Annotated in this window: 29 protein-coding genes and 3 pseudogenes; 17 read left to right on the top strand and 15 right to left on the bottom strand. The window is 68.4% G+C overall.

All coding sequences use genetic code 11. From position 1 onward, the window contains the following. Window positions 1–891: 891 nt before the first annotated feature. From IG54_RS0129385 to IG54_RS0129405, 5 genes are all read right to left on the bottom strand, one after another. Window positions 892–1,416: an AAA family ATPase gene (locus IG54_RS0129385; RefSeq protein WP_030791238.1), complete on the bottom strand. Its 525-nt coding sequence runs from the start codon at window positions 1,414–1,416 to the stop codon at window positions 892–894. Between the two features lie 48 nt (window positions 1,417–1,464). After that, entirely contained in the window at window positions 1,465–2,331 is an 867-nt protein-coding gene (locus IG54_RS0129390) for a glycosyltransferase family 2 protein (RefSeq protein WP_030791240.1), read from the bottom strand. Beyond that, a complete protein-coding gene (locus IG54_RS38370; protein ID WP_234336385.1) occupies window positions 2,325–3,362 on the bottom strand; it encodes a glycosyltransferase in 1,038 nt (345 codons plus the stop codon). The genes IG54_RS0129390 and IG54_RS38370 overlap by 7 nt, the downstream gene beginning before the upstream one ends. Window positions 3,363–3,566: 204 nt before the next feature. Next, window positions 3,567–4,271: a hypothetical protein gene (locus IG54_RS0129400; RefSeq protein ID WP_030791243.1), complete on the bottom strand. Its 705-nt coding sequence runs from the start codon at window positions 4,269–4,271 to the stop codon at window positions 3,567–3,569. Next, window positions 4,268–5,422, bottom strand: coding sequence for a glycosyltransferase family 1 protein (locus IG54_RS0129405; RefSeq protein WP_030791246.1), 1,155 nt, complete (start codon window positions 5,420–5,422; stop codon window positions 4,268–4,270). Before IG54_RS0129405 ends, IG54_RS0129400 begins: the two co-directional genes overlap by 4 nt. 146 nt (window positions 5,423–5,568) lie before the next feature. Between IG54_RS0129405 and IG54_RS0129410 the strand changes: the two genes are divergently transcribed. The 3 genes and pseudogenes from IG54_RS0129410 to IG54_RS41545 all read left to right on the top strand — a co-directional run. Then, complete coding sequence (locus IG54_RS0129410; protein WP_030791248.1) at window positions 5,569–6,543, top strand: helix-turn-helix domain-containing protein; 975 nt, start codon at window positions 5,569–5,571, stop codon at window positions 6,541–6,543. Further along, the gene (locus IG54_RS0129415) at window positions 6,543–7,109 is read left to right on the top strand and encodes a peptide deformylase (protein ID WP_234336386.1); all 567 of its coding nucleotides are present in this window, start codon (window positions 6,543–6,545) and stop codon (window positions 7,107–7,109) included. Before IG54_RS0129410 ends, IG54_RS0129415 begins: the two co-directional genes overlap by 1 nt. Before the next feature lie 190 nt (window positions 7,110–7,299). Beyond that, window positions 7,300–7,406: pseudogene (locus tag IG54_RS41545) on the top strand (IS5/IS1182 family transposase); the annotation flags it as partial. Between the two features lie 6 nt (window positions 7,407–7,412). On the opposite strand, the gene IG54_RS0129420 reads toward IG54_RS41545, so the two are convergent. Both IG54_RS0129420 and IG54_RS0129425 read right to left on the bottom strand, forming a co-directional pair. Continuing rightward, complete coding sequence (locus IG54_RS0129420) at window positions 7,413–7,985, bottom strand: EF-Tu/IF-2/RF-3 family GTPase (protein ID WP_030791253.1); 573 nt, start codon at window positions 7,983–7,985, stop codon at window positions 7,413–7,415. Window positions 7,986–8,124: 139 nt separating this feature from the next. Further along, complete coding sequence (locus tag IG54_RS0129425; RefSeq protein ID WP_030791256.1) at window positions 8,125–8,577, bottom strand: hypothetical protein; 453 nt, start codon at window positions 8,575–8,577, stop codon at window positions 8,125–8,127. Between the two features lie 112 nt (window positions 8,578–8,689). On the opposite strand from IG54_RS0129425, the gene IG54_RS0129430 reads away from it, so the two are divergent. The 4 genes from IG54_RS0129430 to IG54_RS0129445 all read left to right on the top strand — a co-directional run bounded on the left by IG54_RS0129430 (window position 8,690) and on the right by IG54_RS0129445 (window position 11,818). Next, window positions 8,690–9,523 (top strand): serine hydrolase domain-containing protein, encoded by an 834-nt coding sequence (locus IG54_RS0129430; RefSeq protein WP_037897950.1) that lies wholly within the window; start codon window positions 8,690–8,692, stop codon window positions 9,521–9,523. A gap of 32 nt (window positions 9,524–9,555) precedes the next feature. Beyond that, entirely contained in the window at window positions 9,556–9,780 is a 225-nt protein-coding gene (locus IG54_RS42615; RefSeq protein ID WP_199809610.1) for a hypothetical protein, read from the top strand. A gap of 164 nt (window positions 9,781–9,944) precedes the next feature. After that, complete coding sequence (locus IG54_RS42620) at window positions 9,945–10,277, top strand: ATP-binding cassette domain-containing protein (RefSeq protein ID WP_030791264.1); 333 nt, start codon at window positions 9,945–9,947, stop codon at window positions 10,275–10,277. Continuing rightward, complete coding sequence (locus IG54_RS0129445; protein ID WP_078594659.1) at window positions 10,274–11,818, top strand: phytoene desaturase family protein; 1,545 nt, start codon at window positions 10,274–10,276, stop codon at window positions 11,816–11,818. Before IG54_RS42620 ends, IG54_RS0129445 begins: the two co-directional genes overlap by 4 nt. 535 nt (window positions 11,819–12,353) lie before the next feature. Here IG54_RS0129445 and IG54_RS0129450 read toward each other — a convergent pair. The 4 genes from IG54_RS0129450 to IG54_RS0129460 form a co-directional block, all read right to left on the bottom strand. Beyond that, a complete protein-coding gene (locus tag IG54_RS0129450) occupies window positions 12,354–12,653 on the bottom strand; it encodes a hypothetical protein (protein WP_030791268.1) in 300 nt (99 codons plus the stop codon). Next, the gene (locus IG54_RS43880; RefSeq protein ID WP_106977120.1) at window positions 12,650–13,258 is read right to left on the bottom strand and encodes a DUF6086 family protein; all 609 of its coding nucleotides are present in this window, start codon (window positions 13,256–13,258) and stop codon (window positions 12,650–12,652) included. The genes IG54_RS0129450 and IG54_RS43880 overlap by 4 nt, the downstream gene beginning before the upstream one ends. A gap of 78 nt (window positions 13,259–13,336) precedes the next feature. Further along, window positions 13,337–13,615, bottom strand: coding sequence for a LexA family protein (locus IG54_RS38375; RefSeq protein WP_037897952.1), 279 nt, complete (start codon window positions 13,613–13,615; stop codon window positions 13,337–13,339). Beyond that, entirely contained in the window at window positions 13,612–13,812 is a 201-nt protein-coding gene (locus tag IG54_RS0129460; RefSeq protein WP_030791272.1) for a hypothetical protein, read from the bottom strand. The genes IG54_RS38375 and IG54_RS0129460 overlap by 4 nt, the downstream gene beginning before the upstream one ends. 494 nt (window positions 13,813–14,306) lie before the next feature. Between IG54_RS0129460 and IG54_RS42235 the strand changes: the two genes are divergently transcribed. The 5 genes from IG54_RS42235 (at window position 14,307) to IG54_RS0129485 (ending at window position 17,198) form a co-directional block, all read left to right on the top strand. Continuing rightward, on the top strand, window positions 14,307–14,459 hold the full coding sequence (locus IG54_RS42235; RefSeq protein WP_158708945.1) for a hypothetical protein: 153 nt from the start codon (window positions 14,307–14,309) through the stop codon (window positions 14,457–14,459). Between the two features lie 177 nt (window positions 14,460–14,636). After that, on the top strand, window positions 14,637–15,734 hold the full coding sequence (locus tag IG54_RS0129470; protein WP_030791274.1) for a helix-turn-helix domain-containing protein: 1,098 nt from the start codon (window positions 14,637–14,639) through the stop codon (window positions 15,732–15,734). A 225-nt stretch (window positions 15,735–15,959) separates the two neighbouring features. Then, entirely contained in the window at window positions 15,960–16,244 is a 285-nt protein-coding gene (locus IG54_RS0129475) for a hypothetical protein (protein ID WP_030791275.1), read from the top strand. Window positions 16,245–16,509: 265 nt separating this feature from the next. Then, window positions 16,510–16,944 (top strand): hypothetical protein, encoded by a 435-nt coding sequence (locus IG54_RS42240; RefSeq protein WP_158708946.1) that lies wholly within the window; start codon window positions 16,510–16,512, stop codon window positions 16,942–16,944. Continuing rightward, window positions 16,923–17,198 (top strand): hypothetical protein, encoded by a 276-nt coding sequence (locus tag IG54_RS0129485; protein ID WP_158708947.1) that lies wholly within the window; start codon window positions 16,923–16,925, stop codon window positions 17,196–17,198. The genes IG54_RS42240 and IG54_RS0129485 overlap by 22 nt, the downstream gene beginning before the upstream one ends. Before the next feature lie 161 nt (window positions 17,199–17,359). Here the strand turns inward: IG54_RS0129485 and IG54_RS0129490 are convergent, their stop codons facing one another. Next, window positions 17,360–18,121, bottom strand: a complete 762-nt coding sequence (locus IG54_RS0129490; protein WP_030791279.1) for a hypothetical protein — start codon at window positions 18,119–18,121, stop codon at window positions 17,360–17,362. A gap of 287 nt (window positions 18,122–18,408) precedes the next feature. Between IG54_RS0129490 and IG54_RS0129495 the strand changes: the two are divergent. From IG54_RS0129495 to IG54_RS43165, 4 genes and pseudogenes are all read left to right on the top strand, one after another. Beyond that, a pseudogene (locus tag IG54_RS0129495) lies at window positions 18,409–18,999 on the top strand (DUF5753 domain-containing protein); the annotation flags it as partial. 96 nt (window positions 19,000–19,095) lie between these two features. Continuing rightward, on the top strand, window positions 19,096–19,272 hold the full coding sequence (locus tag IG54_RS42625) for a hypothetical protein (protein ID WP_199809611.1): 177 nt from the start codon (window positions 19,096–19,098) through the stop codon (window positions 19,270–19,272). Window positions 19,273–19,316: 44 nt separating this feature from the next. Then, entirely contained in the window at window positions 19,317–19,727 is a 411-nt protein-coding gene (locus tag IG54_RS0129505; RefSeq protein WP_037897964.1) for a DUF6415 family natural product biosynthesis protein, read from the top strand. A gap of 98 nt (window positions 19,728–19,825) precedes the next feature. Next, the gene (locus IG54_RS43165; RefSeq protein ID WP_234336387.1) at window positions 19,826–20,620 is read left to right on the top strand and encodes a hypothetical protein; all 795 of its coding nucleotides are present in this window, start codon (window positions 19,826–19,828) and stop codon (window positions 20,618–20,620) included. A 425-nt stretch (window positions 20,621–21,045) separates the two neighbouring features. Here IG54_RS43165 and IG54_RS42245 read toward each other — a convergent pair whose 3' ends face one another. From IG54_RS42245 to IG54_RS43890, 3 genes are all read right to left on the bottom strand, one after another. Continuing rightward, window positions 21,046–21,972: a hypothetical protein gene (locus IG54_RS42245; protein WP_051820119.1), complete on the bottom strand. Its 927-nt coding sequence runs from the start codon at window positions 21,970–21,972 to the stop codon at window positions 21,046–21,048. 657 nt (window positions 21,973–22,629) lie between these two features. Continuing rightward, complete coding sequence (locus IG54_RS43885) at window positions 22,630–23,820, bottom strand: zinc-ribbon domain-containing protein (protein WP_420712296.1); 1,191 nt, start codon at window positions 23,818–23,820, stop codon at window positions 22,630–22,632. Beyond that, window positions 23,792–24,574, bottom strand: coding sequence for a zinc-ribbon domain-containing protein (locus tag IG54_RS43890; protein WP_078594668.1), 783 nt, complete (start codon window positions 24,572–24,574; stop codon window positions 23,792–23,794). The genes IG54_RS43885 and IG54_RS43890 overlap by 29 nt, the downstream gene beginning before the upstream one ends. 519 nt (window positions 24,575–25,093) lie before the next feature. Here IG54_RS43890 and IG54_RS42645 point away from each other — a divergent pair. Next, window positions 25,094–25,283 (top strand): annotated as a pseudogene (locus IG54_RS42645) (hypothetical protein); the annotation flags it as partial.

Here is a 25,283-nt window from a genome sequence, read left to right on the forward strand (position 1 = left end):
CTTCCTTCGACGCTGCACAGGAGTACGTTCACCGGGATGGCTTGTTTCTTGGCAGTGGAGAAATTCGAATTCACTCCTCGCGTGGCGTGAACTATGCGGCCCCAGTCATGATCGTTCATTACATTGAGGTGCATCAGTACCTCCCTCCGGAGGAGTTTGTTCGCGCGGCACTCGAATACTCCATTACATAACTCGCGCAAGAAGTCCAGATGGAGAGGTCGCGTGCGGCGTGGGCCAGAATCTGAAACTGTTTCCAGGTCGCATGACGCCCCTGCAGGGCCTGGTTCAGGTGGGTTTTTTGGGGTGCTGGTGATCTAGGCTAGGCCGGTGGGTCCAGGAGGTGGCGGGGCGGGTGACGGCAACGTATGCCAGGCGGGGCCTCCGCCTCGTCGACAGGCTTGGGGACGGGCTGACCCTGGGCGTGCACCTCGTCGGTATCGGTGGGCGGTGTGAAGTCGGGTGCGATGCAGACCCGGTCCCATTCGCGGCCCTTGGCTTTGTGGGCAGTGAAAACGGTGACATCTGTTTACGGGGGCGAGGCGGTCCGCTGCGCGCAGAATTGCGTCTGGGCTGTGCTCGTAGACGAGGTTGGCGATGGGCTTCAACTCGCTGCCGGAAGAGTCGTGCGACCTGCGGGCCGCGCAGATCGAACGGCCGAAGGTTGAGGTCCCGAGCTCAAGGAACGGCTCGCGAAACGGGACGAGGCTCTGGCCGAGCTCGCCGCGTTCAAGACCCTTGCCATCTCCCGGCTCACGGCCCAGCATGGGGAGATCGAGCGTCTGAGGGAACAAGCCGCCGCGGTCGGCAACGTCCGCCGCCTGCCCGCCGCCCGCAGCGACACGGCCCCGCAGGGGCCGTGTCGCTGACGGCACCGGGACCCGAGGCCCCGCCTTACCGCCCCCGGGCCTCGGTGAGGGCTGTCACGAGTACGTCCAGGTCTCTGGTGTAGACGATCATGTCCTCGTCGTCGGCCGGGGCATCGAAGCGGGCGAAGAAGTCGTCCAGGGCTTGGGGGGAGACGGTCAGCGCGTTGGCGTCCTCGCGCTGGTTGCGTTCGGCCAGGCGCCGCAGCAGTTCGTCGCGGTCGACGGGGAGGTAGACCACCACGGGCAGGCCGCCCGCTTCGCGGGCGGCCTGCCGCCAGACATCGCGCTCGCTGCGGCGCCACAGGCCGTGGTCCAGGACGACGTCGTTCCCGGCCTCGATCTCCTTGGTGAACCGGTCCCGGATCGCTTCGACGACGGGCCGTTCACGCTCGAAGTAGGTGTGCTCGGGGTAGTCCACGCCGTAGAGGCCGTGGAGTCGGTGGACCTCCTCGTCGACGGACAGCCGGGTGTAGCCGCGGTCGGCCAGGGCCTGGGCGACGGTGGTTTTCCCGGAGCCGGTGAGGCCGGCCAGGAGTACGGCGAGGGGCACGTGGTCATCCTTTCGCGACATGGTGTCCGCGAGCGCGGGTGCTGCCTGTCAATCCTGGCCGCTGTGGGCGTGGGGACGCCAGGTGGTGAAGATGTTGCGGGCCTCGGAGGGCCAACTGAAGGGCATCCGGTCCAGGCTGACCCGGCGGAAGGCGAACCGCGGATCTCTGGTGTTGATCACGCCGCCGTGCTGGCCGACGTGGGTCAGCAGGCGGTTGGCCTCGTCGCGGACGGCTGGGGTGTGTTCCTGCCAGGTGCCGGAGGTGAAGTGCTGCACCCGGCGGCGGAGGTCGTCCAGGACGCCCGAGCGCCACTTGAAGTGGTGAACCGCGCAGATGCGGTCCGCGTTCGGCCGGTGGCCGGGAGAGCGGTGGTTGCCGGAGGAGACGGTGACGTCGTGGCGGGCGAGGACGACCTTTCTCGGGTCGCCGTGCAGGAGCCGGTGGGTGAGGTGGCCGCCGAGGGGATAGGCGAGGTCGAGGCCGCCTTCGGGCCGCCAGCCGGTCAGGCGTCCGCTGGCGGCGACGCGGTCGAGCATCAGCCCACCCACCACCCGGTGTCCGCTCTTCTCGGCCTGGGCGATCACCTCGTAGAGCGGGGCGGGGTACTGCTGGAACTCGTCGGCGTCGGCGAGCAGGTGCCAGCCGGGACCGGCTTGGTGCCGCAGGGTGTCGCGGAGCTGGGTGTTGGTGTGCTCGTGCCAGGGGCCGGCGGATGTGCCGGTGGGGCTGATGCCGAGTTCGCGGCAGGCGGCTTGGAGCTGGTGCCGCTGGGTGTCGGGGACGTGGTCGGGGAAGTGGAAGGCGATCAGGAACCGCTCGACGCCGAGCCACCGGTAGTGGCGGACCCAGGTGGCCAGCAGGGCAGGCTCGATGGGGCCGATGACGGCGATCAGGGCGGGAGGCGTGCTCAGCATCGGGACTCCTTGGCCGTGAGCGGGGTGAAGGTTCGGGTGAGGAAGTCGGCCTGCTCTTCGGCCGTCCACATCCCGACCAGGCGGGGTGCCTCGGAGCCGGGCGGCTTGGGCGGCTGGCGGATGACGGCGTGCAGGGCAGCGGCGAGAGCGTCCGGGTCGCCGGCGGGGAAGGTCAGGGCCCAGGGCTGGCCGTGCAGACGGCCGGTGAGGGCGGGGTCGTGGTCGGAGACGATGAGGGGGACGCCGAGGCGGGCGGCGTCCATCACGAGCCCGGATTCCTTGCCGACCGCGGGCCGGCGGGCGACCAGGGCAGCGTCGGCGGCCCCGTAGACCAGCCGCAGCACGCTCTCCGCGACGGGACCCGGCACGGTGTACAGGCGGATGGCGGGCAGGGCCCGCCACCGCTCGAGTACGGTTTCGTCGAGCGGATCGCCCGCGACCACCAGGTGCAGCGGCTCCTTCAGCCGGCCTAGGGCGGCGTCGACGGTGTCGATGTCCTTGTACGGCCACCAGCCGCCCACCAGACACACCGCGGCTTCGGCGGCGGGAATACCGAAAGCCGTCCGGCCGCCGTCGCGTTCAGCGTCGGTCAGGCGGCGGCCGTCGTCGACCGAGAAGGCCCGCACCACCGCGGGCAGGTGGGGGAAGGCCGCGGCGAACTGATCGCCGACCGCCTGGGTCGGGTACACCGCGATCACCCGTTGCTCGCCGAAGCGGGCGAGCCGGCCAAGCAGCCTCACGAGGGCGTCCTCGGTGGTCACGGCCTCGTGGACGAACCGAAGGTGCGGCTGGCCGCCGAGGAGGGCGGCGGCCCCGTGCAGGGCCTCGCTCGCGGTCAGGATCACCACTGCGTCCGCGCCGGACTCCAGCCGACGGGCGGACCGCAACGCGGACGCCTCCGTCAGGCAGCGGGCGATCAGGGTGATCTGGTGCGGCAGCCGCCGCAGACGGCGGGGCCAGCGGCGCGACCGGAAGACTCGCTGCCCGGCGGCCGACAGGCCGACTGCGAGCCGGGCGGCGGCCAGCAGCACGGCCGCCCCCCGCCCGACTGGCGCGGTCGCCAGCCGGGCCCCCGCCTCGCACAGGGCCGCCACCGCCTCGCGGGCGGCGCCGTGTGGGGCGATGACCAGGCTGCCGGGCCGGGCCGGGCCGGGCCTGGGCGAGGGCCACCAGCGTGCGCTGGTGGTGCCCGCCCAGGCGGTTCGCGTACGGCTCGATGAGCACGAGCGGGCCAGTCATCCGGAGACCGCCTGGTCCCCGTGGGCGGCGGTGAACCTCTCCCGCAGCCAGGCGGGATCGTTGAGATGATCGAACTGCTCCGGGTCACGTGCGGTCTGGCGGGCGAAGGTGACGCCCTCCCTGGCCCCGGCTGCGGCGTAGGCGGCGAACTCTCCGCTGCGGCTAAGCGTCCATGCCTCAACCCGCTTGTGCGCGTTGTCGTCGGCCATGCCGTACTCGCTGCCGCGCGAAAGCATCGCGCACTCGCGGAAACCGGCCTTCCAGGCGTGGAAGGGGCTCTGGTTGAACCTGGTGATCCCGGCGGTCTCCTGGGCGAACTCGATGCGTCCCGGCAGGGCGGCCAGCACGTCCACGGCCTCACCCATCTCGCGCAGGGCACTGCGGTGGATCAGCTTCAGCCCGCCGTAGCCGTAGGTCAGGCCGTTGACCGGGTTGACCGCCCGCCACACCCGCATGGAGGTGCCCTCGTCCAGCGGCTCGACGGCGGCCACATCGAAGTCGGTGTCGATGGCGAAGTCGCCGTCGGCGAGGAAGAACTGCTCGCGCTCGACGACCTCGGCACACAGCCGGTATGCCCGGCGCATCCCGTGCACACCGTGCAGGCGCTTGACCGTGCCGCCCAGCGTCCGCTGGAGCCGGGAGTGCAGGGAGTTGGCCATCGGCTCGTCGTACGACAGAAAGACGGCGTCAAAGGGGGTCACGAGATGGCCTCCAAGTAGCGGGTGGCGACCAGGGCGGGGGTGAAGTCGGCGGTGGAGGCGTGGGCCCGCTTGGCGTGGACGGCGTGGAACTCGTCATCCGTGGCCAGGCGCTCGGCCAGGACGACGGCCTCGGCCGGGGTGGCGAAACGCAGTTCGGGGTCGATGTGCTCGGCCAGCCAGCCCAGGCGGGGCGAGATGACCGGCAGGCCCATGCCCTGGCAGTCGATCACGCTCATTGACCAGGGGCAGCCCGACCGGAAGGGGGCGATGCCGAAGCGGGCGCCGGCCAGCAGGTTCTTGTAGCGGACGCGGTCACCGCGATCGGAGACGACCTGCACGTGCGGCAGCGCGGCGAGTTGGTCCCGCATCCTCTCGGGGCTGTCGTCCAGGCCCTTGCGCTCCGCCCGGCGCTGGCCGAACAGGTCCATGACCCGCAGCCCTACCGTGCCGGAGGCCACCAGGTTGCGGGCGAGGTCCACGAACTGCCCGGTGCCGTAGTGCGCGTACAGCCGGTGGTTGTAGATGCCGATCGCCGTGCCGGGGGCGGGCTGGGTGGTGGCTGGGTCGCGGACCAGGCGCTCGTCGCGCGGTGCGGGCACCACCCGCAGCCTCTCGCCGAGGTCTACGGTCATCCGGGCGGCGGCGGCCGACACCCAGGAGGCAGCCGTGGCCGAGTGGACCATCACGCGGTCACAGGCGGCCAGGCCGGCGGCGAACGCCAGCAGCACCGGCCGCCCGAGCCCCGCGTCGTTCAGGGAGGGGTCGACCATGAGCTGGCCGCCGCCGGTGAAGGAGAACGGCAGGTAGTGCCCGTACCCGGCCAGCAGCGCGTTCGACCCGGCCTCCAGCAGGGCCGTGCGGATCGCCGGGGCCTCCTCGACCTGGTTGGCCACCACCACATCCGGCTTCTCCGTCCGGATCAGCGCCACCAGCTCGTCGACATCCGCCGAGAATCGGGCCCGGTACTTCGTCCCCGGCACCTTCGTCTGGTGGTAGCCGCAGCGATCGTCCCCGGCCGGAGCCGGGGCCGCGACGGTCACCTCGGCCCCGGCGTCGGCCAGGGCCGGGGCGAGCAGGTCCGCGAAGATCCACCCCGAATCCGCGGACAGCCGGTCGGGGTTGGAGATGTTCAGCAGGTACAGCACGTGCATGATGGGTTGCCTCCCTCATCTGCCCGGGGGTCGATCCGGGCCGCTGAGGGAAGGAAAACGGCGACGCAGGCCGTGACGGGATGATGAACTTGGATCACTCACGGTTCATTCATGCTCACCAACAAGTGACGCGGGGCGGGGCTTCGATGGACGCGCACAGCGAGGAGATCACCGTCGAGCAGGCGGCCGAGGGCTTCGCGGCCGAGGTCGCGCGGTGGCGGGAAGTACGCGGCATGTCCAAGCGGGGCTTAGCGCGGGCCATGGGCTTTGACCCGTCGTACGTCAGCCACATGGAGTCCGGCCGCCACAAGCCCAGCGAGGAGTTCGCCCGGCTCGCCGAAGAGACGCTGAACGCCGGGAAGGCGATCTGGCGGCGTTGGTGCGACTACGAGCAGGCCCGCACGAGGTCCCGGCGCCCGGCCGTGGCCCCGCCGGCCCCGCGCAGGCCCGAGCAGCCGTACGCCACCGGCTCTGCCCTGGTCGTCGAGCATGACGCCGCCCGGCTCCAGTATGACGGCCGCTCGTACCGGCTCACGATGCGGCGGCTGCTGCGGAACACCGGCGAGGAGCCCGTGACCCGCTACCTGATCCGCATCTCCGTCGACCGCTACCCCGGCGACCCCGAGCGGTCCAACGCGCACTACCGGGCGCATCCGCTGACCTGGGGTGAACTCGACCTCACGGCCACCTGCCGGGGCGAGACGATGCGGTGGCAGGCCAAGCACGACCGTGACGCCTTCAAGGAGGTCTGGCTGCTGTTCGACAACGAACACGGCCGCTTCCCGCTCTACCCGGGCGAATCGGTGTGGATCGAGTACGCCTACACGGTCGGGGACGAGAAGTGGGGGAACTGGTTCCAGCGGGCCGTACGCCTGCCCACCGAACAACTGGAAGTGCAGCTTGCCTTCCCCGCCGCCCTTGACCCGGTCGTGTGGGGCACCGAGACCTCCATGACCGCCGAAGCCTCCCCGCTGCGGACCCCTCCCGTCCGCAGCGATGACGGTGAACTACGGCAATTCACCTGGATCACGACCACACCCGCCCTCCACGCTCGGTACCGTCTTGAGTGGAGGTTTAGGGCACGGCCCGAACACAACACGGAACAAGGGGACTTCAGGTGATGGACGTGCGGCCCAGCCAGCAGATGCGGGACCTTGGAGTCGTCCAGCACGGCGCTGGCATTCTCGCCGAACCGGCCCGCGCCTTCACCCTGCCCGCCGAGTGCGACGAGGCCGAGCGCATCACCGACGAGCTCTTCGCCGCGATGGAGCGGATCGGCCAGGTGCACCCCTTCGCCAAGGGCATGGGCATCGCCGCCCCGCAGATCGGCATCAGCCGTGCTGCGGCCGTCGTCCAGCCGCCCGCTGATGCCCCGGCGATCATCCTGCTCAACCCGCGGATCACTGACCGCTCCGACGATGCGGACGAACAGTACGAAGGCTGCCTGAGCTTCTTCGACGTCCGCGGCCTCGTCCCCCGCCCCCTGAAGATCACCGTCGAGACCACGAACCTGACCGGCGAAACCGTGACCACCGTGTACGAGCGCGGCCTCGCCCGCCTTATCCACCACGAGATCGACCACCTCGACGGATTGCTGTACACCGCCCGCATGCGCACCGGCGTCAAGCCGATCCCCGTGGAGGAGTACCGCCAGACCGGCCGATCCTGGGTGTACGACGGCGTGTGACCGCCCGGTGCTGGGGACACCTCGTCTAGCTATCGGCGAATCCATAGAGCCGCTCCGCGCGGTAGGTCAACATTTAAGAATGACACGGGGGCGGGCGGCACTGTGGGTGGCAGGAGGGGCTCTTGCCCCAGCGGGTGTGGGCTATGGGTGGTCGCTCGTCGCGATCCAAGTGATCTCGAACGGCTCGGCAATTAATGCCCTTAAGGGATCACGCGCCGTGGCGACACGCTTCGACAAGCGCGTCTACGTCTTCCACGGCACGGTCATGCCGCAACGATTCGGCTCTGGCTCCGTTGACGAGGCTCAGTTGAGAAGGCGCATCACATGCCCCGAGCCAGCAGCCCGTCCACGGTGCCGAAAAGCAAAGGACTGCCCTTCCTCCAAGGCAACCGGCCGTTCAAGCGTGATCGTCACGTCGCCCCGAGGGAGCGGATGCAAGACATCCAATTCCCCGGTAGGCGTCACGTCACCCGCTACAGCGGCAGTACCGAAGTGGAAGCGGAGTCGCTCACCAGTGCGCATTTCGGCAGCACCGCGTTCCTCGGACAAGAGCGTGACGTCCGCTGCAAAACTGGTGTGTGCGCTGATTGAGCCAGGTGCCGCCAGCACCTGCCCCCGCTCCACCTCGCCGACCGCCGTTCCACGTATCAACAGGCCCACACTCATGCCTGCACTCGCCTTGTCGACATACTGACGAAAAGCTTCGATCTCTTCGACGCCGACGAGCGCGGTCCCACCGAAACCGACAATCTCCACCGCATCGCCCTTATGACCCCGCCCGCGCTCGATCAGGCCGATCAGCATGACCACCCTGCCCTGGTTCTGCCAGAAGATATCTCCGATATGCATCAGGAACGGCTTGCCCGGTGCTTCCATCTGGGCTCCCTTCCCAACGATCAGCCATTAACGGACTGCCGAGGCTAACAGCGATCACCGGCCACCCTGTGGCCGGTCACGAGCACGACTGGAGGCGGCGACTGCACCGGTACTCACGCACCTGCCCAGGGCGGTGGCGTCACGGGTCGTCGCGCTGAACTCCCTGTCCTGCCCCCATGCCCGGGCCCGGTCCGCGACGGCTGCCAGGTCGAAGAGGGGCGCGCGCACCACTGCCTGCGCCCCAAGGGCCCACCCGTGCACAGCCTCGGACAGAGCGGTCAACCCGGATCGACTTGGCCAGTTGGTCGGTGACGTCCTCCGCGCTCGCCGCCGTGGTGTTGGGCCAGCCGACCGGGGCGCCGTCGCGCAGCCGGTCCAGCAGCGGGACGAACACGACCTGGTCGTCCACCCGCAGGCGCAGCTCCGTCAGCAGGCGGGCGGCCGCGAGCATCCCCCAGGGCCACCGGCCGCGCTCCCCGTACACCGCGCGCAGAGCCAGATCCAACCGTCGCCCGAACACCTCCCGGCCGTTGTCAGAGGCGAAGCAGTGGATGACGGGAGGTAGGTGGACGGCGGACGTGTCAGTGGTCATGCCGACATGGTGGGCCCCGGACCGGCAGGCTCATCGTCCCGCTGCAGAGGGGCTATCTGAATGATGAATCCCACGCGGTGGCGGCACTGGCCCGGCTAGAAGAAGCAGTCCGGTGAGCGTGCCCTGCTGTGTCATCAGCCACCGGGGTATCCGCACAGAGGAACGGCACAACCCTGGCCTGTTCGTCGAGACGGGTTCGCTGACCAAAGTCATCACCGGGACGGCTCTCATACAGCTGGCCGACGAGGGTGTACTTGAGCCAGATGATCCGCTGGAACGCTGGCTGCCGGCCGCGACAGGCACGGGGATCACGCTCCGGCACCTACTACAGCACACCTCCGGGCTCCCCCGGCTGCCCCCCAAGTTGCCGGGGCATACCGTTGCCGACCCTTACCGGCAGTTCACTCCTAGCGCCCTTGATGACCTGCTAGGTCAGCTTCCGAACCTCCTCCTGTACCCACCCGGGCAACACGAGGAGTACTCCAACCTCGGTTACGCCATCCTCGGCGCTGCTCTCACGGCCGCCACCGGGCACCGGTACCAGGACATCGTCGATGAATACGTTCTGGCCCCGCTCCAACTCCCAGCCGGCGCCATGACCCCTTACCCACCCGCAGATGCCCGCCTGCTGCCCCGGACTCGACTGTTCAAGCGGCCGGGCAAGGTGTGGACGATGGACGGAGCAATTCTGCCCGCAGGGGGACTGTGGGCCACCCCCCACACCATCGCGAGTCTGGCACGTGGGCTGATCGTCGACCAGGAACTCGGCCTTCCGGCCCCGACGTGGTACCGGAACGGCAACCAGTTCCGCTACAACGGCGCCACCTCGACCGCGACGGTCAGCGTCGTCGCACAGCCTGCAGGCCCATGGGCCATAGTGCACCGTCTCGGTGGTGATCCAGCCGAGACGGCGCGCATCGCAGTGGAAGAGGTGATCCGGGTATGACCGTTGGCAAGGCCAGAGGAGACCATGAGTGCATGAGTACTGTCATACGTCGTACAGCTGGCATAGCGATCGTGTCGGTCGGCATCGCAACCGGGGCCTGGGTGACCTCCGGCTCCCCCCAGGACTGGGAGGGCAGCATGAGGTGGGTACGCCTCGGCCTGGCGTTCGGGTCTCTGGCGTTGATCGGTTCCGCCGCCCGGCTGTTGTTTTCGGACGCCAAGAACGGCCCGTCGGGCAAGGCATCCGACGGACCCTGACCCCTGACACCCACCTGTCCCTGGGGAACGAGGACACGCCGCAGGCACGGCGCCGCTGGCAGGCTGCACACCTGCCGAATTTCGAACGAATCCTCAACCAGAAACGTGCCCTGGCCGTCAAGAGGCCTGAACCGCATAACCAAAGCCTCCACGTTCCCAAGGGATTGACCATCGACAACCCTCTAGAGGGCCTGGCCAGCAAGCTGGTTGAAGGCGGCCCCGGCCTGTCCGGTGGGCAGCAGCAGTGCCTCACCATCGCCCGCGCCGTCTTGACCCGCCCCGATGCGCTGCTACTCAATGAGGCCACCTCGAATCCCGGCTCCGCCTCTGTGACGGCACCGCGCTACACCCCCACCGCCATCGGCGCCGACCGCATCTTGGTCATAGAAGACGGAAGATTGCGCGCCAGCGGCACTCACGCCGATCCCATGGACACGGATGTCACCTACCGGCGGCTCGCCAGCCACCGGCTCACCTCCGCCGGAGCCGCCCGATGACCGACGCCGCGATTGTCGGCACCGGCCCGAACGGATTAGCCGCCGCAGTGACATTGTCCAGAGCCGGACTGAAAGTGTCCCTGTTCGAAGCCGCTGACACCATCGGCGGCGGACTGCGTACCACACCCCTGTTTGACAGTAACGTCGTGCACGACATCTGCGCCGCCGTCCACCCCAGGGCCGCCGCCTCCGCGTTCTTCCGCCAATTCGACCTGCCTGCCCGCGGGGTACGGCTGCTGCAGCCCGACCTTCCCTACGCCCACCCCCTGCCCGGCGGCCACGCGACAGCCGCCTGGCGCAGTCTCACCCGCACCGCCGACCATCTGGGCCCGGACGGACCTCGCTGGGCCCGCCTCATGGGTCCGCTCGCCGCCCGCTCACCCGCCGTCGTCGACCTGGTCCTGTCCCACCACCGTGCCCTGCCACGGGACATCACAGCAGGGGCACTGTTCGCCTCCCGGGTGCTGGCCCACGCCACCTCTCATACACCCTTCACCACACAACGTGCTCAAGCGCTGCTGACCGGAGTCGCAGCACACTCCGTCGGCAAACTGCCCTCCCTACCCGCAGCCGCGGTCGCGCTGCTGCTGGCCCACACCGCCCACAGCAGCGGCTGGCCCCTGCCCGAGGGTGGCAGCGCCCGAATCGCCGACGCCATGGCAGCCGACATCACCGCGCACGGCGGCGTCTTCCACACCGGGCAGCGGGTGAAGGACCTCGCCGAGGTCGGGCATTTCCCACTCGTCCTGCTAGATGTCGGCCCTAACGAGTTCCTTGCTATCGGCGGGAAACGGCTACCCGGCCGATACAGTCGGGCCCTGCGTCGCTACCGCTACGGCCCCGGAGCGGCCAAGGCCGATTTCCTCGTCACCGGCCCCATCCCCTGGACCAACCCGCTGGTGGGACAGGCTGGCACCGTGCATCTCGGCGGCACCCACGCCGACATCGTCCGGCAGGAGACCGTCACCGCCGCCGGACGCTGCGTCGATGACCCGTTCGTCCTGGTCGTCGATCCGGCCATCACTGACCCCTCCCGAGCCGTCCCGGGCAAGCGCCCCGTGTGGGCATACGCGCACGTACCCCACGGCGACACCCGGGACCCTGTCGACCTGATCCGTCACCGCATTGAGGCATACGCACCCGGCTTCACCGACACGATCATCGCCTCCCGCGGCCTCTCCGCCGCGCAGTACGAGACGTACAACCCGAACTACGTAGGCGGCGACATCACCTCGGGAGCCATGACCCTTCGCCAATCCCTGGCCCGCCCGACGGCCCGCTGGGACCCGTACACCACACCGCTGCCCGGTGTCTTCCTGTGCTCAGCAGCCACCCCGCCTGGGCCCTCCGTACACGGCATGTGCGGCCACCTCGCCGCCCTGTCCGCGCTCCGCCGCCACCACGGCATCCGCACCCCACCCAGTCTTACCCCCGATTTTGCAGACGGGCCCCCGAAGGCCCAAGGCAAGCACCCTTGCAATACTCGGGCCCGCCGACCGTCAGGTCGGCGGGCCCGGTGGATCAGTGACCATCAGACGTGATCACGGTGTTCGCCGGATGGGAATCGGATCTCCAGGCCCTACAGGAACCGAGGGGCGGGCTGCTTCTGGAGTCGCCAACAGGGCGACGATGGTCACTGGTTGATGGCAGTGAGGGCACTCGCGAGTGGCTGTGGGTTCCAACGGGTCGCGTTCCTGAACACTGCGGACGATGGGCCTGATGGTCGGCGGCCGCGGTGCTGGCATTTCGGCGGGAACGGAGACAGGCTGACCGGCGGTGGGTTTCGGCGCCTCGCCCAAGCGACGTGCCCGTTCCTGGTCACGTGCTTCGTCTCGTTGTTTCTCTGCGGTGCGCCGACATTGAGCACTGCAGTAGATTTTTCGCACCGTTTTCGGCGATGCGAATGTGCCGTCACAGACTGGGCAGGCGCGTTCAGCTTTCCCACATCGGCGTAACGCCAGGTCAGAAGGCCGATAGATCTCCAGGATCTACCGGCCTTCTACATTTGATGATCTTGCTATCCCGCTACTACCCCGTAACCCTTCAGCGCGAGCGGGTCAGGCATCGCTCAGTTGGTCACCGGTACTTCACCCAGAGCTGCACGTCGAGGGGCCTGTTGTCGAAGCAGTACCAGGACCGCCACCGGCCGTGGAGTTCTCCCCGGAGCCCTTCTTCCCTGCAGACGGCCAGGCTGTCGTACCTGCTGTAGAGAACGTAGGGATCCCGCGCGGCCCGGTCGCCCTGTGAGGCGCTCGCGTAGGTCTCGGCCGCAACGGCTTCGGGGTGGGGTGCCGCGGATGCTTGCGTTGCCGTGGTGGCAAGGCCCGCTCCAGCGGCAGCGATGACGACAGCCACACTCGCCAACAGACGTTTCATGGGCAACTCCCTCGGTCGGAAGATGTGGCAGCGAGGTTTCGCCGCCAGGAACTCCCTGACCAAGGTGTACGACCGACCTTGTGGAAACCTTGGATCCTACGTGGCGCTCGCCCCACCCGAGCCGACAGAACGCCGTCCATCAACTCACTCCTGCGAGGCCAGGCAGCACGGAGGCCTTGAAGGCTGAAATGCGAGCTGCCTGGGGAGATCAACTGAGCATGTTTGTCCCCACCCCAGAGCAGCAGGTGACCGTTTTCAAAGAGCGCCATCACCTCAGAGGAAACCGGGACCTCCGGCACCTGAACATCCTTGAGGCCGCCGTCCTTGGCGGCGACTGCTGGCCGCCAGTTCACCTCGATGCCTGCCCTCTCCGCCAAGACCAGCACCGTGGCGACGAAGCCCTCGGACAGGGCAACCATGACTGCGTAACTTGTCCTCCGGTGCCACGCGAGCAGGGCATCGACAAACGACTCCCCTTCTCGGGCTCTGGTCCAATTCTTGTGGTCCGGGGCAAGACCGCCTCTGTACGGCCCTGGCCGAAGCGGCTGACCTGCATAGCGCCGGGCCTGTTGCTGCCGGTCGTCCCCGGTCTCGACCGACTCCACAGAAAGTGGACCAGAGCCCCCTCACCTACGTGGCCAGTCCTGCCTCTCACCCATCCGCGATCCACCTGCGGGTGCGCGTCAGGTTGCGCTTCCTGGACCTGTTCCAGGAAGCGGATACGGCGGACGTCGGTCATCGCGCGAGCCGGTAATCCTCCAGCTACCGCTGTCGTCGCGCACAAGGGCGTCGGCCTCCACCAGGCGGTGCAGCTGGTAGTGCACGGAGGAGGAACTGGACAGGCCCACCGCGGTGCCGATCTCCCGCACGGTGGGTGCCTCGCCGCTTGCCAGGATGCGGTCGCGGATGCAGGCAAGGATCAAGCGCTGGCGGTCGGTGATGGTCCAGGTGCGGCGGGTCATGACAGCTCCTGAGCGCGTCGGCGCAGGTCGGCCTGATCAGCACGTGGCACGTCCTGGACGAGGCGGCGGGAGAGGCCGATGAGCCGTCGTCGCAGCGCCGTGTTGTGGTCGGCGCGGGCCTCGGCGAGGGCCTGGTAGGTGCGGGTCCAGTCGCGCTGGATGTGTACGAGGTCGGGGGAGTAGTTGCTGTGCACCATGCCGCCAGTAGAGCATGTGTTCGAATTTCTGGGCCAGTCGCCACCGGGCCTGTGGCCGGCGAGCGGAAGGGGCGGTCGGCGGGAGGGGGCGACTGCGGGTCGTACGCACGGGCGTTCCCTCAGCGGCGGCTGCGCTTTCCTTAAGGGCTCGGCCGTGAACGTCTGAGATTGGTTGTGACCGTGCTCGACCGCTTGTCCGATCAGATGCATTCACGGCGGCAGCCGGGAACCGCAACCACCCCATTAACGGACTGTAGTGATGGTGCACCGTATGGGTGAGGGGTAGCGTCGCCGAGCACAGAGCAGCCCCGGCCCAGGCGCCAACCGAAACCGGGACTGCTTCGCACTGCCAGACCTATTGATCAAGGAGAACCTTGCCTCCTGACCGTTCACCCCGCCGGACGCCGCAGGGCATCCAGCCGAGGAGATCCGAAGCTAGCATCCCTCCGGGGCCCGGAGCTAAAACCTGGGAAGTACGTGACAGCCAGGTCAACTTGCAGCTAGGGCTGTTCATCGCGATGCCTTTCCTGGGCATCGTGCTCGTCTTCGGCCCGAGCAGCGAGGCCTGGGCGCTTGTCGCGCTGCCGGCCCTGCTGACCTCACTGCACGGCATCCGCCTGCGCTACCGGCGACTTTCCATCAGCTGACCCGCCACACGACGCCGGGCCGCAGTCAATCGCGGCCCGGCCATGGCGAACACCCCCCGGTCTGCTGCCCTACCACGGCAGCAGACCGGCTACGGGGATTTCGCCCCTCAGCTCGGAAAACTCCCATTTCCGCGCAGACTCAACGCTCCGGTAGCCACCCGAAAAGGATCCGATCCCATGACCCCGAAGGGCCAGGGAAGTCTCCCGTGCCCCAACCCGGGCTGCCCCAACACCGTTGACCAGACGCCCCGCTCCGGGCGCCCCCGGCGGTACTGCGGCGACGCCTGCGGCAAGGCCTACCGCAAGCTGCGCCACAGCCACCCCGAGACGGCCGTCAACGACGACTACGCGGTCCAGGTCGCCGAGGAAGCAGCCCGGCGGGCCCAGCACCTCATGTGCCTGGCCCGCGACGGCGAACCCCTCGCAGCACTCCAGCAGCTCGTCGAGGCCCGCCGCGACCTCGATGACCTGGCCGCCGCCCTGGTCCAGCAGGCGCGCGACCGCAAGGAAAAGTCGCAAAGCATCGCCAGCGCCCTGCACATCAGCCCCGGCAAGCTCTCCCGCGACCTGTCCACCGAGGCCAACGCCCGCAGCCGCAAACGACGCCTGGAACGCCCCCCGACCTGCCCGCCCACCGAGGCGCAACAAGTCCCCCGCCAGCGCGAACCCCGGCCCGCCCCCGCACCCCGCGAGGCCAGCAGCACCTCCGACTCCAACGGCCCCCCCGCCGCCCCTGCCGCCAGCCCCGCGGCCACCCTGGCGCGCGCCCTGTCCCACCTGCACCGCACCAGCGGAAAAACACTCCGCTCCCTCGGCAAAGACGCCAAGGTCACCCCCTCCTACATGTCCCGCATCATGACCGGCGAGCGCCTGCCCTCCTGGAAGGTCACCCGCCAGATCACTCTCTCCTGCAAAGGCGACCCCGCAGAGCTACGGCCCCTGTGGGAAGCCGCCCGCGGCCACGAACCCGCCAACCCAGCCACCCTGAACGCCGCACTGCGCGGCCTGCGCCTTTCAGCCGCCTCCCCGCCCTACAGCCGCATCCGCGACCGCGCCCACAACGCCCTGTCCCTGGACGAAATCCGAGGCATGCTCGAGGGCGGCCACGTCCCCGACCACTGGTCCTCCGTCAGACACCTGGTCAGCGCCCTCAACGGCCAGCCAGAGACGATCCGCCCACTGTGGGACATCGCCCGCCACAGCACTGCCGCCCCCCGCTCCCTGGCGCTGACCGCCACCGAGATCTGCTCCCTGCCGGCCGGAGCCTTCGGGTGAGCGCCCCCACGTTCCTCCGCTCCTCCAGGAGGATTCCCATGCCGCAACAACACCCCCGCACCCCGCCCACCGCACCCAGCACCGGGCCCCGGCTCGACGCAGCCCGCCCGCCCAGCGAACGCCTGCGCCTGCCGCCGGCGTTCGAGGGCCTTCTACACCCTGCACCACGACATCTACCTCGCCTACGCCCGAGCCCACCTGCCCACCGAGGCCGCCGAGAGCGCGGTGCGAGAGGCCTTCGGCGTGCTCGCGGTGCACTGGCCCTACATCGTCAGCCGCTTCAGCCCCGCCGCCTACGCATGGGACCAACTCACCGCCTGCACCCACAGCCGGACCAGGCCCCTGGTGACCACCCGCTCCCCGGCGCAGTATGACGTCGTCGTGCTCGGCCGCATTCTCGCCTACCCCGAGGAGACGATCGCCGCGGTGCTCGGATACGAACTCGGCACCGTGCGCTACCTCCTGCAAACGGGCACCCGCACCCCGCGACAGAGCACCAACACACCATGAAACGGACGAGGGCTGCGAGTGTCCCCTACACCAGCCGGGGGGCCAGACGCGCGGTATACCCGCTGGTGGCCGGGGGCCGTCCGCCCAGGCGGACAGCGGGTTTCGTTGCGAGGCGAGTGTCCGGAAAACGACGGTTCAGCATGGTTGGTGGCTGGGCAGGACGGAACGAACATAGGTTCTAGACCCGGGAGTCGCTGTGTTACATCGAAGATTCTTGGTCGTCCCTGCGGCTATTGCCGCCTGTGTCATCGCTGCCCCTGCCGCCATGGCCAGTCCCGGCCCCATCAAGGACGGCACTGGCGCGGCTAAAATCGTAGACGCCAGCTTCTACACGTCGGCATCTCCTGGCGGGGAGGACCCCATCTTGCGGGCGGGAAACTCGAAGTTCGGGCGTGCCCATATCAAGCAAGGCGGGCGGCACCACCACAAGCCCAGCCATCCGTACACCCGGGCTGCCAAGAAGAGATGGCAGGGCGCTTTCAATAACGGGATCTGCAAGCAGCTCACCCGGTACTACACGCTGTACTGCTACCCGTACAGGAGCAGCACGAGTAAGCGAACGATGTGCGTGTACGTCGACTACGCCGACTGGAAATTCCATGGACGGGACATGGGCCAGAAGGGCATCGTCACCGCCTACTGGACCAAGGGGCAACGGGGCCCGAAGGGACGCGACTCATGTCTGGCACAGAGCGGCTGACGCCTTCCTCTACTGCTCGGCGCTTCACGCCGGGGGACCGGGTGGCGCCACGCGAGACGAACGACCACCCCGAAGACCCGGTCGGCACGGTCGTAGCGCGTATCTCCACCGGCGAACTCCTCGTGGACTTCCCCGAGGCCGGCGGTGAGATGTACCTGGATGAGGAACTCGAACTGATTGAGCCGGCACCGCCAGGCTGGACGCCGCCTCCCCCGATCCCGCCCGCCAACCCTCAGGAGCCGGGCGAGAAGTAGCCGCTCGGGAGTGGCTTGAACGGTGCAAGCTCGGAAAACGCCGACAATCCGTTCCGGCGGATCGGTACACGACGATCGGCGCACACGGCCCCCCGCGTGCCCTTTCCGAGGTTGTGAAGAACTCGTCTCGGAACCCTCAAAGCGGTTCCGAGACGAGTTCTTTACCGCACCACGACGTTGTCCGCGGCCGAACTTGAGGGCCCAGTGGTGGTGTTGCCGTAGTACGCCCAGCGCCACGAGCCCGTCTTGGACGCCTTCACGGTCGTCCTGAGAGCACCCGAGCCGTTGGCGTGAACCTTCTTCACCGTGGTGTAGGAGGTGGCTCCGCTGGGCTTGAACTGCAGGCTCACCAGTCGGCTTCCGTAGAAGGCGTACTTCTTCGTCTCCCAGTTGGCCCGCGTAACCTTGCCGGTCACGGTGATCGTCTTGCCCTTGGACACCGGCTCGGGCGCAGCGTTCACACTCAAGCGGGAGTTGCGCTTGATGTAGGTGGTCAGGCCCTTGTCATCCGTGTCGCCACCGCCGCCCTTGAAGGACACCTCGGCCGCGACCTTCCACGCTCCGGCCTCGCTGTTACGCATGTCCCACTCAGTGGGGTCAAAGTACATCGTCTCGTTGAAGTCGCAAACGCCCGAGCTCACCTCGTGGCAGTCGCTCGTTTCGATGGCATGCCACAGTCGGTCACCCGTATTGCCGCGGTACAGGAACACCGCCGGCCACTTCCACTTGCGGGTGGTCGCCATCCGGAAGGAGGTGGGCGCCGCGGCCTCCGACACCCCGATCACGATCGGCTTGCCGCCGTTCACCTGGACGCGAGTGAAGGAGACCCCGCCCTCGGCCGCTCCGGCCGGCACCGCGGCCACGCCCGTGAACACCGCCGCCGCACCACCGGCCACGACGGCTCTCCAGACTTTCTTGCCCACCTGATCCCCGATCTCTGTATCTCTGTACCGAAAGGCGCCGGAGAGCCTCCTCCGGCGCCTTTCAGACAGCCGGGATCCATATGCGGTTGTGCACCCGTGGATCACGATCAGGCATCAGAACTCGTCTCGGAACCCTCGAAGCGGGTTCCGAGAGGGGTTCTCATCACGGCTGCCTGCCATACCAGGCCAGCCTCCGGGCGGGCCGCCCACAAAGCTGACCTCGCCCACTGGACGCGCGAGCAGCAACTGCACGAGCACCCCGACCTGGCCGTCTTAGACACCGACCTCACCTTGAGTGGCGCCGCCTGCACCGCACCGGCATGCGCAAGGTCCAGCAGGACTGGAACACCCTGCACGAGCGGACCCGCATCTGCCGGGTCTACGTCTCCAACGTGCCGCCCGGGTTCTTCCAGACCCCCGGCTTCGCCACCGCCCTCATGGAGCAGATCACCGCCTTCCAGGGCACCCCCAACGACGTCGCCGAAGCCGTCGCCGCCCGCATCGCCCGCTCCCGCTTCCTCTACGAGGGCGGCCACCGCTACGTCGTCCTCATGGAGGAATCCGTCCTGCGCTACCGCACCGCCGACCCCGACGCCATGCGCGGGCAGCTGCGCCACCTCCTGGCCGTGATGCCGCTCGCCTCGGTCTCCCTGGGGATCATCCCGTTCACCGCGCAGCGCACCGTGTGGCCCCTGGAGGCGTTCTACCTCCACGACGACACCACCGCCGTGGTGGAGACCCTGACGGCGGAGATCAAGGTGAAGCAGCCGCGCGAGCTCGCCGACTACGCCAAGGCGTTTGCCGGCCTCGCGTCGATGGCCGTCTACGGCGACGCCGCCCGCCCGCTCATCCGGGCCGCGATCGACGCCCTGGAGTGAACCTCCGCAATTCTCCGCAACTTCGTTGAGAGCGCGGACCGTAGCTGCGTAGCGTCGACGGCACCCACGGACCACCAGCCGGAGAGGCGGCGCCCCATGCGCGTACACACCGACTCCACCGCCCCGGCCCCGGAGGGCCGCGGCCTCCAGTCGCCCGCCTACAAAGTCCCCTCCCCGGACCTGCTGGCCCGCGCGGACCGCGGCTTCGCCCGCTTCCTCGCCCAGCGGACCGAGGACCACGGGGCCGACGCCGGCGAGGACACCCAGCGGTGACCACCGGCCACCCGCACACGACGCTCCCGGCATCGAGGCCCGCCATGCACACCAGCACCCACACCGTCCTGTACGACCCCGACGGGCTGATCGAGGCGGAGCTCCCGCTGGATCGCGAGCCGTACGAGTGCCTCGTCAAGGCCGTCCTCGCCTGGACAAGCGAGGACACGCTCGCGACCCGCGACTACGAACAGATCGCCCTCCAACTCACCGCCCACGCCCGCGCGGTCGCCTCCGACGTCCGGCGCCGCGCGGACCAGCTGCCCAAGGACAGCGGCCCCCGGGCGCTCGCCGACGTCGTCCTGCGCGAGGCGGAAGGCTGGCTGTCCACGACGATCGAGGGCACCATGCGCTGCGTCCAGAATCGCGCTCGCCTCGTCCGCGTCCTCTACGAACGCCTGGACCGTCTGGAGTCCGAGCCCGTCCCGGAGAGGGCCGCACCGATCGTCGGCTGACCCGAGCCGACACCGCGCGGAGGGGTACAAGTACAAGTACCGCTATAGCGCGGGAGCGGATCCGGTGGCCAGCGGTCGTCGACCGGGCCCGTCAGATAGTGGAGAGCTATGAGGGCAGTGTCACGCTGAGCCAGGTCATGTACCGCCTGGTCTCCGAGGGCGTGTTGCAGCACACGCCGCCGATGTATCGCCGGCTGTCCGCGCAGTTGGCCAAGGCCCGCCGGGAGGGCCGCTTCCCGGACCTGATCGACACCGTCCGGGAGATCCATGTCCTGCCCTCCTGGGACAGCGCGGACACGTTCATCCATGAGATGTCTGACTGGTTCCGGCTGGACCGCACCGAGGGTCAGGAGCACGCCCTGTACGTCGCGGCGGAGAAGGACACCCTGCGCCAGCAGCTGATCGGCTGGCTCGCTCCTGCGGGCATTCCGGTGCTGGTGGTCCGCGGCTTCGGCTCGCAGTCGTACGCCGACATCGTCCACGACCGCGTCACCGCCGACCCTCGCGACGGGGTTCTACTGGTGGTTGGTGATTTCGACTGCTCTGGCGAGGACATCGAGCGGGACTGGGTGGCACGCACCGGCTGCTGGAGCCGGACGGAACGGGTACTGCTGACCTACGACCAGGTCCGCGCCTACGAACTGCCCGCGGCTGAAGGCAAGCAGGGCACCCCGAGGTGGCCGGCCTTCGCCCGCCGCTACGGCTTCGACCCCCGCCGCCCGGTGAATGGGAGGTGGAAGCGCTGGAGCCGTTCGAACTCCAGCGCCTGGTCCTCGCCGCCGTCGACGCGTACATCGACCGCGGCGTCCTCGCCCGGCGGATCGTCCGCGAGGAACAGCAGCGCCCGCGCCCTTCAGGAGTTCGTCGGCCGGTGGGGCGCGCGTGATGTCTGAGGGGTCGTCTTAACCCCTCACATCGGCCCAGAGGAGTGTTCCCGGGAAATCGGTGTCCATATCGATGGCTCGCCACTCATCACCACCCAGAAGCAGGCCTCCCGCTGGGGCTACGGCTACCGTCCCCGGGGGAGCAGGCGGGGCAACGGCGGAGCACCACGGGGGGAGCAGACGGCGGTTGTGTCCCTTGTTTAGAGGCGTCGCGCCGCCACTACGCGGCGGGAAGGGGCAGAGCTGCGCGCTGCCGGGCCGGTGGGCGGCTGGTGAGGCCTGCGGTCGTGCGAGTGGCAGCCCCGGGTGCACGCCGCCCCTGAGAGTCAGTCCTCAGACTCTCAGGGGCGGACGTCAGGGTGCACCCATCACGTCCTGAGACCGCGCCATGTGGTCCGAGGGCGTGAGGGGCGGGGCACCTGGGTGGGGCAAGGTCACGGTGTTCCGTTGGCGCCGCTCGCGCAGGGGCTGCCCGCGCCGAACGTTCCGCCCGTTCCACCGGTCCCGCCGCGGAAGAGCATGCCCCCGGTGGCGTTGCCGCCGGCGCCGCCGATCCCGCAGGTGCCATCAACGCTGGCACCCGACTTCACACCGCCATTGCCGCCGGTGCCTCCGTTGCCACCCGAGTTGGTGATCCCTCCAGAACTCACACCACCGGCTCCGCCAATGCCCGCGGCGCCACCGGGGTAAGCACCGCCGGAGCTGCCGTTGCCGCCCTTCCCGGCATTACCGCCCTTACCTCCGTTGCCGGAGGCGTTGGTGCCGCCGGCGCCTCCGTTGCCGCCCTTTCCGCCGCCGTGGCCGATGCCGCCGTTGCCCGCGTTACCGCCCGCACCACCGCTCGATCCACCGACGCCACCCAGGCCGCCCTGGCCGCCGGCTCCGGCGCTGGCGCCGGAGTTCCCACCGGCACCTCCGATGCCGCCCGCAGCGGCGTTGGTGCCCGCACCGCCCGCACCGCCCGCACCACCCGCGCCGTTGAGGCCGCCGGAGGCACCGGTGCCACCGTTACCGCCGGTCGCGCCGCTGGAGCCACCAGTGCCACCGGTGGCACCTGCACCGCCGGATCCGCTGCCCACGCCGATCCCGCCGTTACCGCCCGCACCGCCGACCCCGTTGGCGAAGCCGTTGCCGCCGGGGCCGCCGGCACCGCCCGCGCAGTTGCCCGTTCCGGTCGCAGCACCGCCTGCGGTGCCGGGGAACCCGGCAGGGTGGGCGGCGGTGCCGTTGGCACCCGCAATGCCCGCAGTGCCCGCGGTACAGGCCAGGGCAGAGGCCCCGGCAGGGGCGCCGAAGAAGAGTGCTGCTCCGGTGAAGAGGGTCGGGAGGGCGAGGAGAGCGGTGGTCTGTTTCCGGTTCACGGTGTTTCCTCTGGCTCAGGTGAAGCAAGGGTCGATCCGGGGCCGCGAAATCAGGCCGGCAAGGCACCTAAAAAGATTAATTTCCCTCGAAACATTTGTCTGCGCCGCATGCCGTGCGGCAGTCCGAGGATTACGCGCTACTTCCATACGACACGCATGTCCAGATATTTGTAATAGAACAAGGTGTCCGATTTCCGTCAACAATCACCCGACAGGGCCCTACGTAATCCACCGGAGGGAAAATCCCCTCAAAATTTCGTTTAGCCGATATTCACCGATGGGGCCGACCGGTACTGACGCGAAGTCGCCATTTTGAAGTTTCTGGCTCCTGCGGGCTCTGAACTGCAGGTTCTGGTTATCGGCAGCCGAAGACACTTGGGACCTCTGCCACCCAGGACCTGTCGAGGCGCATCACGCGAGGTCGACGCAGGTAGGGCGAGGTGAGACGACGACGGCTCGTCCGCCCCTGGCGTGCACGGAGTTGGCCGAATCCAAAGAGGTATCGGCATATGCGACCCCCGTCTTGACGGGAAAGCGTACTCCTCATGCATCCCAGACGCAATTACGCCCAAAAATGCCGGGGATGAGGGCCGAGCAAGCGGCACCAGCAGCGAAAGTCGGGGCGAGATGCCGGACAGATCGATGCCCTGACTCTGGTTACCGACTCCGACTCATCACCCAGGCGGAAATTTCATGTATCCCCTCCATGGCAGGATGATGACAATTGCCAGCCCAGGAAGCGAAATGCTGCTGGATCACTAGTTTGACTCTGTCGGGGATCTTGGAGTTTCCCGGTGCGGCAGCATGATCGGCAGGCATGCTCGGGTGGTCCCGATGACCGATACAGCTGTCGAGGTGCCCGTTGTCCCCCCCGTTCCGGTGAGCACGTTCCGTCTCTGATTGCGCCGCTCGCGCGGGCGAGCAACCTGGGTGGTACGACGTTGCTACGTCGACGGGGGCGACGAGAACGTCATAGGGATGCAAGGCCTTAAGTGGTTGCTCACGCACTCTGACTACCACCCAGCCAGCTTCCCGGAGCGTCTTGGCTTTTCGAATATCCCGTTCCGTCGTGTGTCGGTGCCAGTAAGATCCGTCGTACTCGATCACGAGCCGGCGACCAGGCCAGACCATGTCACACTGCAGGAGCCGTTCGCCCAGGGCCACCGCCCGGTCCCGCAGCCCCAGACCGGGCACAAAAATGAGAAGAGCGAGTTCAAGGTCGGTCTGTTGCCTCGACTCTGGCGTTGGCGCGCAGGCAGGACAGCCGGATCCACGACTTCGGACGAAGACGAAAGTGCGCCATTGGTGGCCACAGCTGGCACGCCACCAAACGCGGGCCGATGATCCTGGGACCACATCGCTGGGAGTGAGGTCACCGTTCCGTTCCGGATGCCATTCAGAAGCCAGCTGGGGGTGGAGAGTTGCCAGGTCGTTTCCGTAACCTGTGCGATGGCCTGAGCAATAGGGGCACCCCGCTCGCGTGCGGACTCGAGCTCCGACTGGATAGTCCCAGGCATGCCCACAGGCACCGAGCCACCAGACAGTCATGCCCGAGTTTGTGGCGGTCTCCGAGAGTTGCGCGGTCGTGTTGAGTGAAGGGTGCCATTCAGCAGCCAGATGCGGCTGGGTGTCCATGAGGAGATGTCCATTGCGGGGCATACGTGCACTGCGGTTCGCGACAACACGCCCACACTTTGGGCAGTTCCGGCCGTCTCGCTGCGAGGCGATTCGGGCGTTCCATTCGTGTCCGCAGATGTGGCAGAGCCACCATGCGTGCTTCCCGGACGCGTATGTGACTTGGTCTGGCGTCAGCGACCCGTTAAGCGTCGGATGCCACCGTGCAGCGATCTTTGGCTCCCATGTTGCAAGATCGTTTCCGTATCCTACGAGCCGGCCGGCGCAGTAGGGGCAGCCCCCGTCCTTCGACCCTGCGGCTGACCCGTGTTTGCCAATCATGTCCGCAGAGGCCCCGCCACCACACCTTGCGGTTCGACCCCGGTGATACCGCGTGAGGTTGCAGTTGCGCGTTCCTCGTCGGGTGCCACTGGGCAGCCAGCTCAGGGTGGAGCGCCATCAGGGATCTCTCGTGGAGGGGACGTGCGCGCTGGCGCTGCGTCACAGTGCGTACGCAGTAGGGACAAAGTGCAGATGAAGGACCTCTGTCAGACCGCGTCCGATCAGAAGGACGAGCCTTCCACGACCTCCCGCACACGCAGACCCACCAATACGGCTGGCTCGACCCAGGGCCGACACGGTCAGGGGTCATGGGCGCATTCCGATGGGCGTCCCACTGCCTCGCAAGATGGGGATACGCATCTGTGAGTGAAATGCCGTGTCGAGGAGAGGCCTTCTTGTCTCCGGCACGTCTGTGGCCGCAGGGCTTACAACCAGCTCCGTTTACCCGCGTGCGACTTGAGACTCGCGCTGACCACTCGTGTCCACACTCTACGCAACGCCACCATGCGTGAAGGCTAGAGCCGGCGGAAACATCAGCAGGGGAGAGAGGGGCGTTCAGGGCGCTGTGCCACTCCTTCACTAGTTGTGGGGCTAGGTCCTCTACGGATTTCCCCGGAGCTGGCCGCCGAGGACGAATGACGGTCACGCGACGGCCTCCCGTTTGGCTGGGCTACTCGCCGTGACGGTACTGCAGAGCGCTGACAACCGAGATGGGGAAAGAGGAGATGAGCATTGATGGCCACCAGCGCATCGAGAATGCCCTGGCAGCAGCTCGTCGACTGACTCCTCCGGGGGAACCGAGCGCGGGTGGATCCCCCCGTGGAGGTAGCGCTCGCCGCCGTCGATGTCGCCGCGGTCGTCTTCACCGTGCGCGAGTAGTTTGCCTGGCGCCACATCCTGGCCGAAGCGCGCCGGCACCTGCTGGAGACGCTGCGCGGCCGCGAGTTCACCCGCGGCCTGGACGACTACATCACCCACCGGGCCCTGCTGCGGTGCTCCCGCCGCCACACGGTCACGAAGCCCGGCCGGGAAGCGCCGGCGGCGGACCGGATGACCTATACCGCCGACTTCCCGGTGCCGCGCCGGTGGTGGATCGCTCCCGCCGAAGGCACGCCGCCGCGGGAGTCCAGCCGCTAACGAGGGTGCCCGGGTCGCCAGTCTTGCCGTGCAGAACGCGATCCGCGACGCCCGCATCCGAGCCGACACCGCCGTCACCGAGGCGACGGCCTCGGCCGTCTCCGCACCCGCCGATCAATGCGACCCCGAGGGCGAGACGGCGTCCGCTCCCCACGCCGTCGACCACCCGGGCCGGGACGCCGCCCTGACCCTGGCGCAGCGGGTCGCCGCCGTCCAGG

Source organism: Streptomyces sp. NRRL S-920 (genome assembly GCF_000717945.1).
GTDB lineage: Bacteria > Actinomycetota > Actinomycetes > Streptomycetales > Streptomycetaceae > Streptomyces > Streptomyces alboniger.

What these genes read in the sequence shown, in the direction of transcription:
- IG54_RS0129390 (WP_030791240.1), bottom strand. Translation starts at nt 2,331, where the DNA reads ATGCTGAGCACGCCTCCCGCCCTGATCGCCGTCATCGGCCCCATCGAG.
- IG54_RS0129405 (WP_030791246.1), bottom strand. Translation starts at nt 5,422, where the DNA reads ATGCACGTGCTGTACCTGCTGAACATCTCCAACCCCGACCGGCTGTCC.
- IG54_RS0129410 (WP_030791248.1), top strand. Translation starts at nt 5,569, where the DNA reads ATGGACGCGCACAGCGAGGAGATCACCGTCGAGCAGGCGGCCGAGGGC.
- IG54_RS0129415 (WP_234336386.1), top strand. Translation starts at nt 6,543, where the DNA reads ATGGACGTGCGGCCCAGCCAGCAGATGCGGGACCTTGGAGTCGTCCAG.
- IG54_RS0129420 (WP_030791253.1), bottom strand. Translation starts at nt 7,985, where the DNA reads ATGGAAGCACCGGGCAAGCCGTTCCTGATGCATATCGGAGATATCTTC.
- IG54_RS0129425 (WP_030791256.1), bottom strand. Translation starts at nt 8,577, where the DNA reads ATGACCACTGACACGTCCGCCGTCCACCTACCTCCCGTCATCCACTGC.
- IG54_RS42615 (WP_199809610.1), top strand. Translation starts at nt 9,556, where the DNA reads ATGAGTACTGTCATACGTCGTACAGCTGGCATAGCGATCGTGTCGGTC.
- IG54_RS0129445 (WP_078594659.1), top strand. Translation starts at nt 10,274, where the DNA reads ATGACCGACGCCGCGATTGTCGGCACCGGCCCGAACGGATTAGCCGCC.
- IG54_RS0129450 (WP_030791268.1), bottom strand. Translation starts at nt 12,653, where the DNA reads ATGAAACGTCTGTTGGCGAGTGTGGCTGTCGTCATCGCTGCCGCTGGA.
- IG54_RS38375 (WP_037897952.1), bottom strand. Translation starts at nt 13,615, where the DNA reads ATGACCCGCCGCACCTGGACCATCACCGACCGCCAGCGCTTGATCCTT.
- IG54_RS0129460 (WP_030791272.1), bottom strand. Translation starts at nt 13,812, where the DNA reads ATGGTGCACAGCAACTACTCCCCCGACCTCGTACACATCCAGCGCGAC.
- IG54_RS0129470 (WP_030791274.1), top strand. Translation starts at nt 14,637, where the DNA reads ATGACCCCGAAGGGCCAGGGAAGTCTCCCGTGCCCCAACCCGGGCTGC.
- IG54_RS42240 (WP_158708946.1), top strand. Translation starts at nt 16,510, where the DNA reads ATGGCCAGTCCCGGCCCCATCAAGGACGGCACTGGCGCGGCTAAAATC.
- IG54_RS0129485 (WP_158708947.1), top strand. Translation starts at nt 16,923, where the DNA reads ATGTCTGGCACAGAGCGGCTGACGCCTTCCTCTACTGCTCGGCGCTTC.
- IG54_RS42625 (WP_199809611.1), top strand. Translation starts at nt 19,096, where the DNA reads ATGCGCGTACACACCGACTCCACCGCCCCGGCCCCGGAGGGCCGCGGC.
- IG54_RS0129505 (WP_037897964.1), top strand. Translation starts at nt 19,317, where the DNA reads ATGCACACCAGCACCCACACCGTCCTGTACGACCCCGACGGGCTGATC.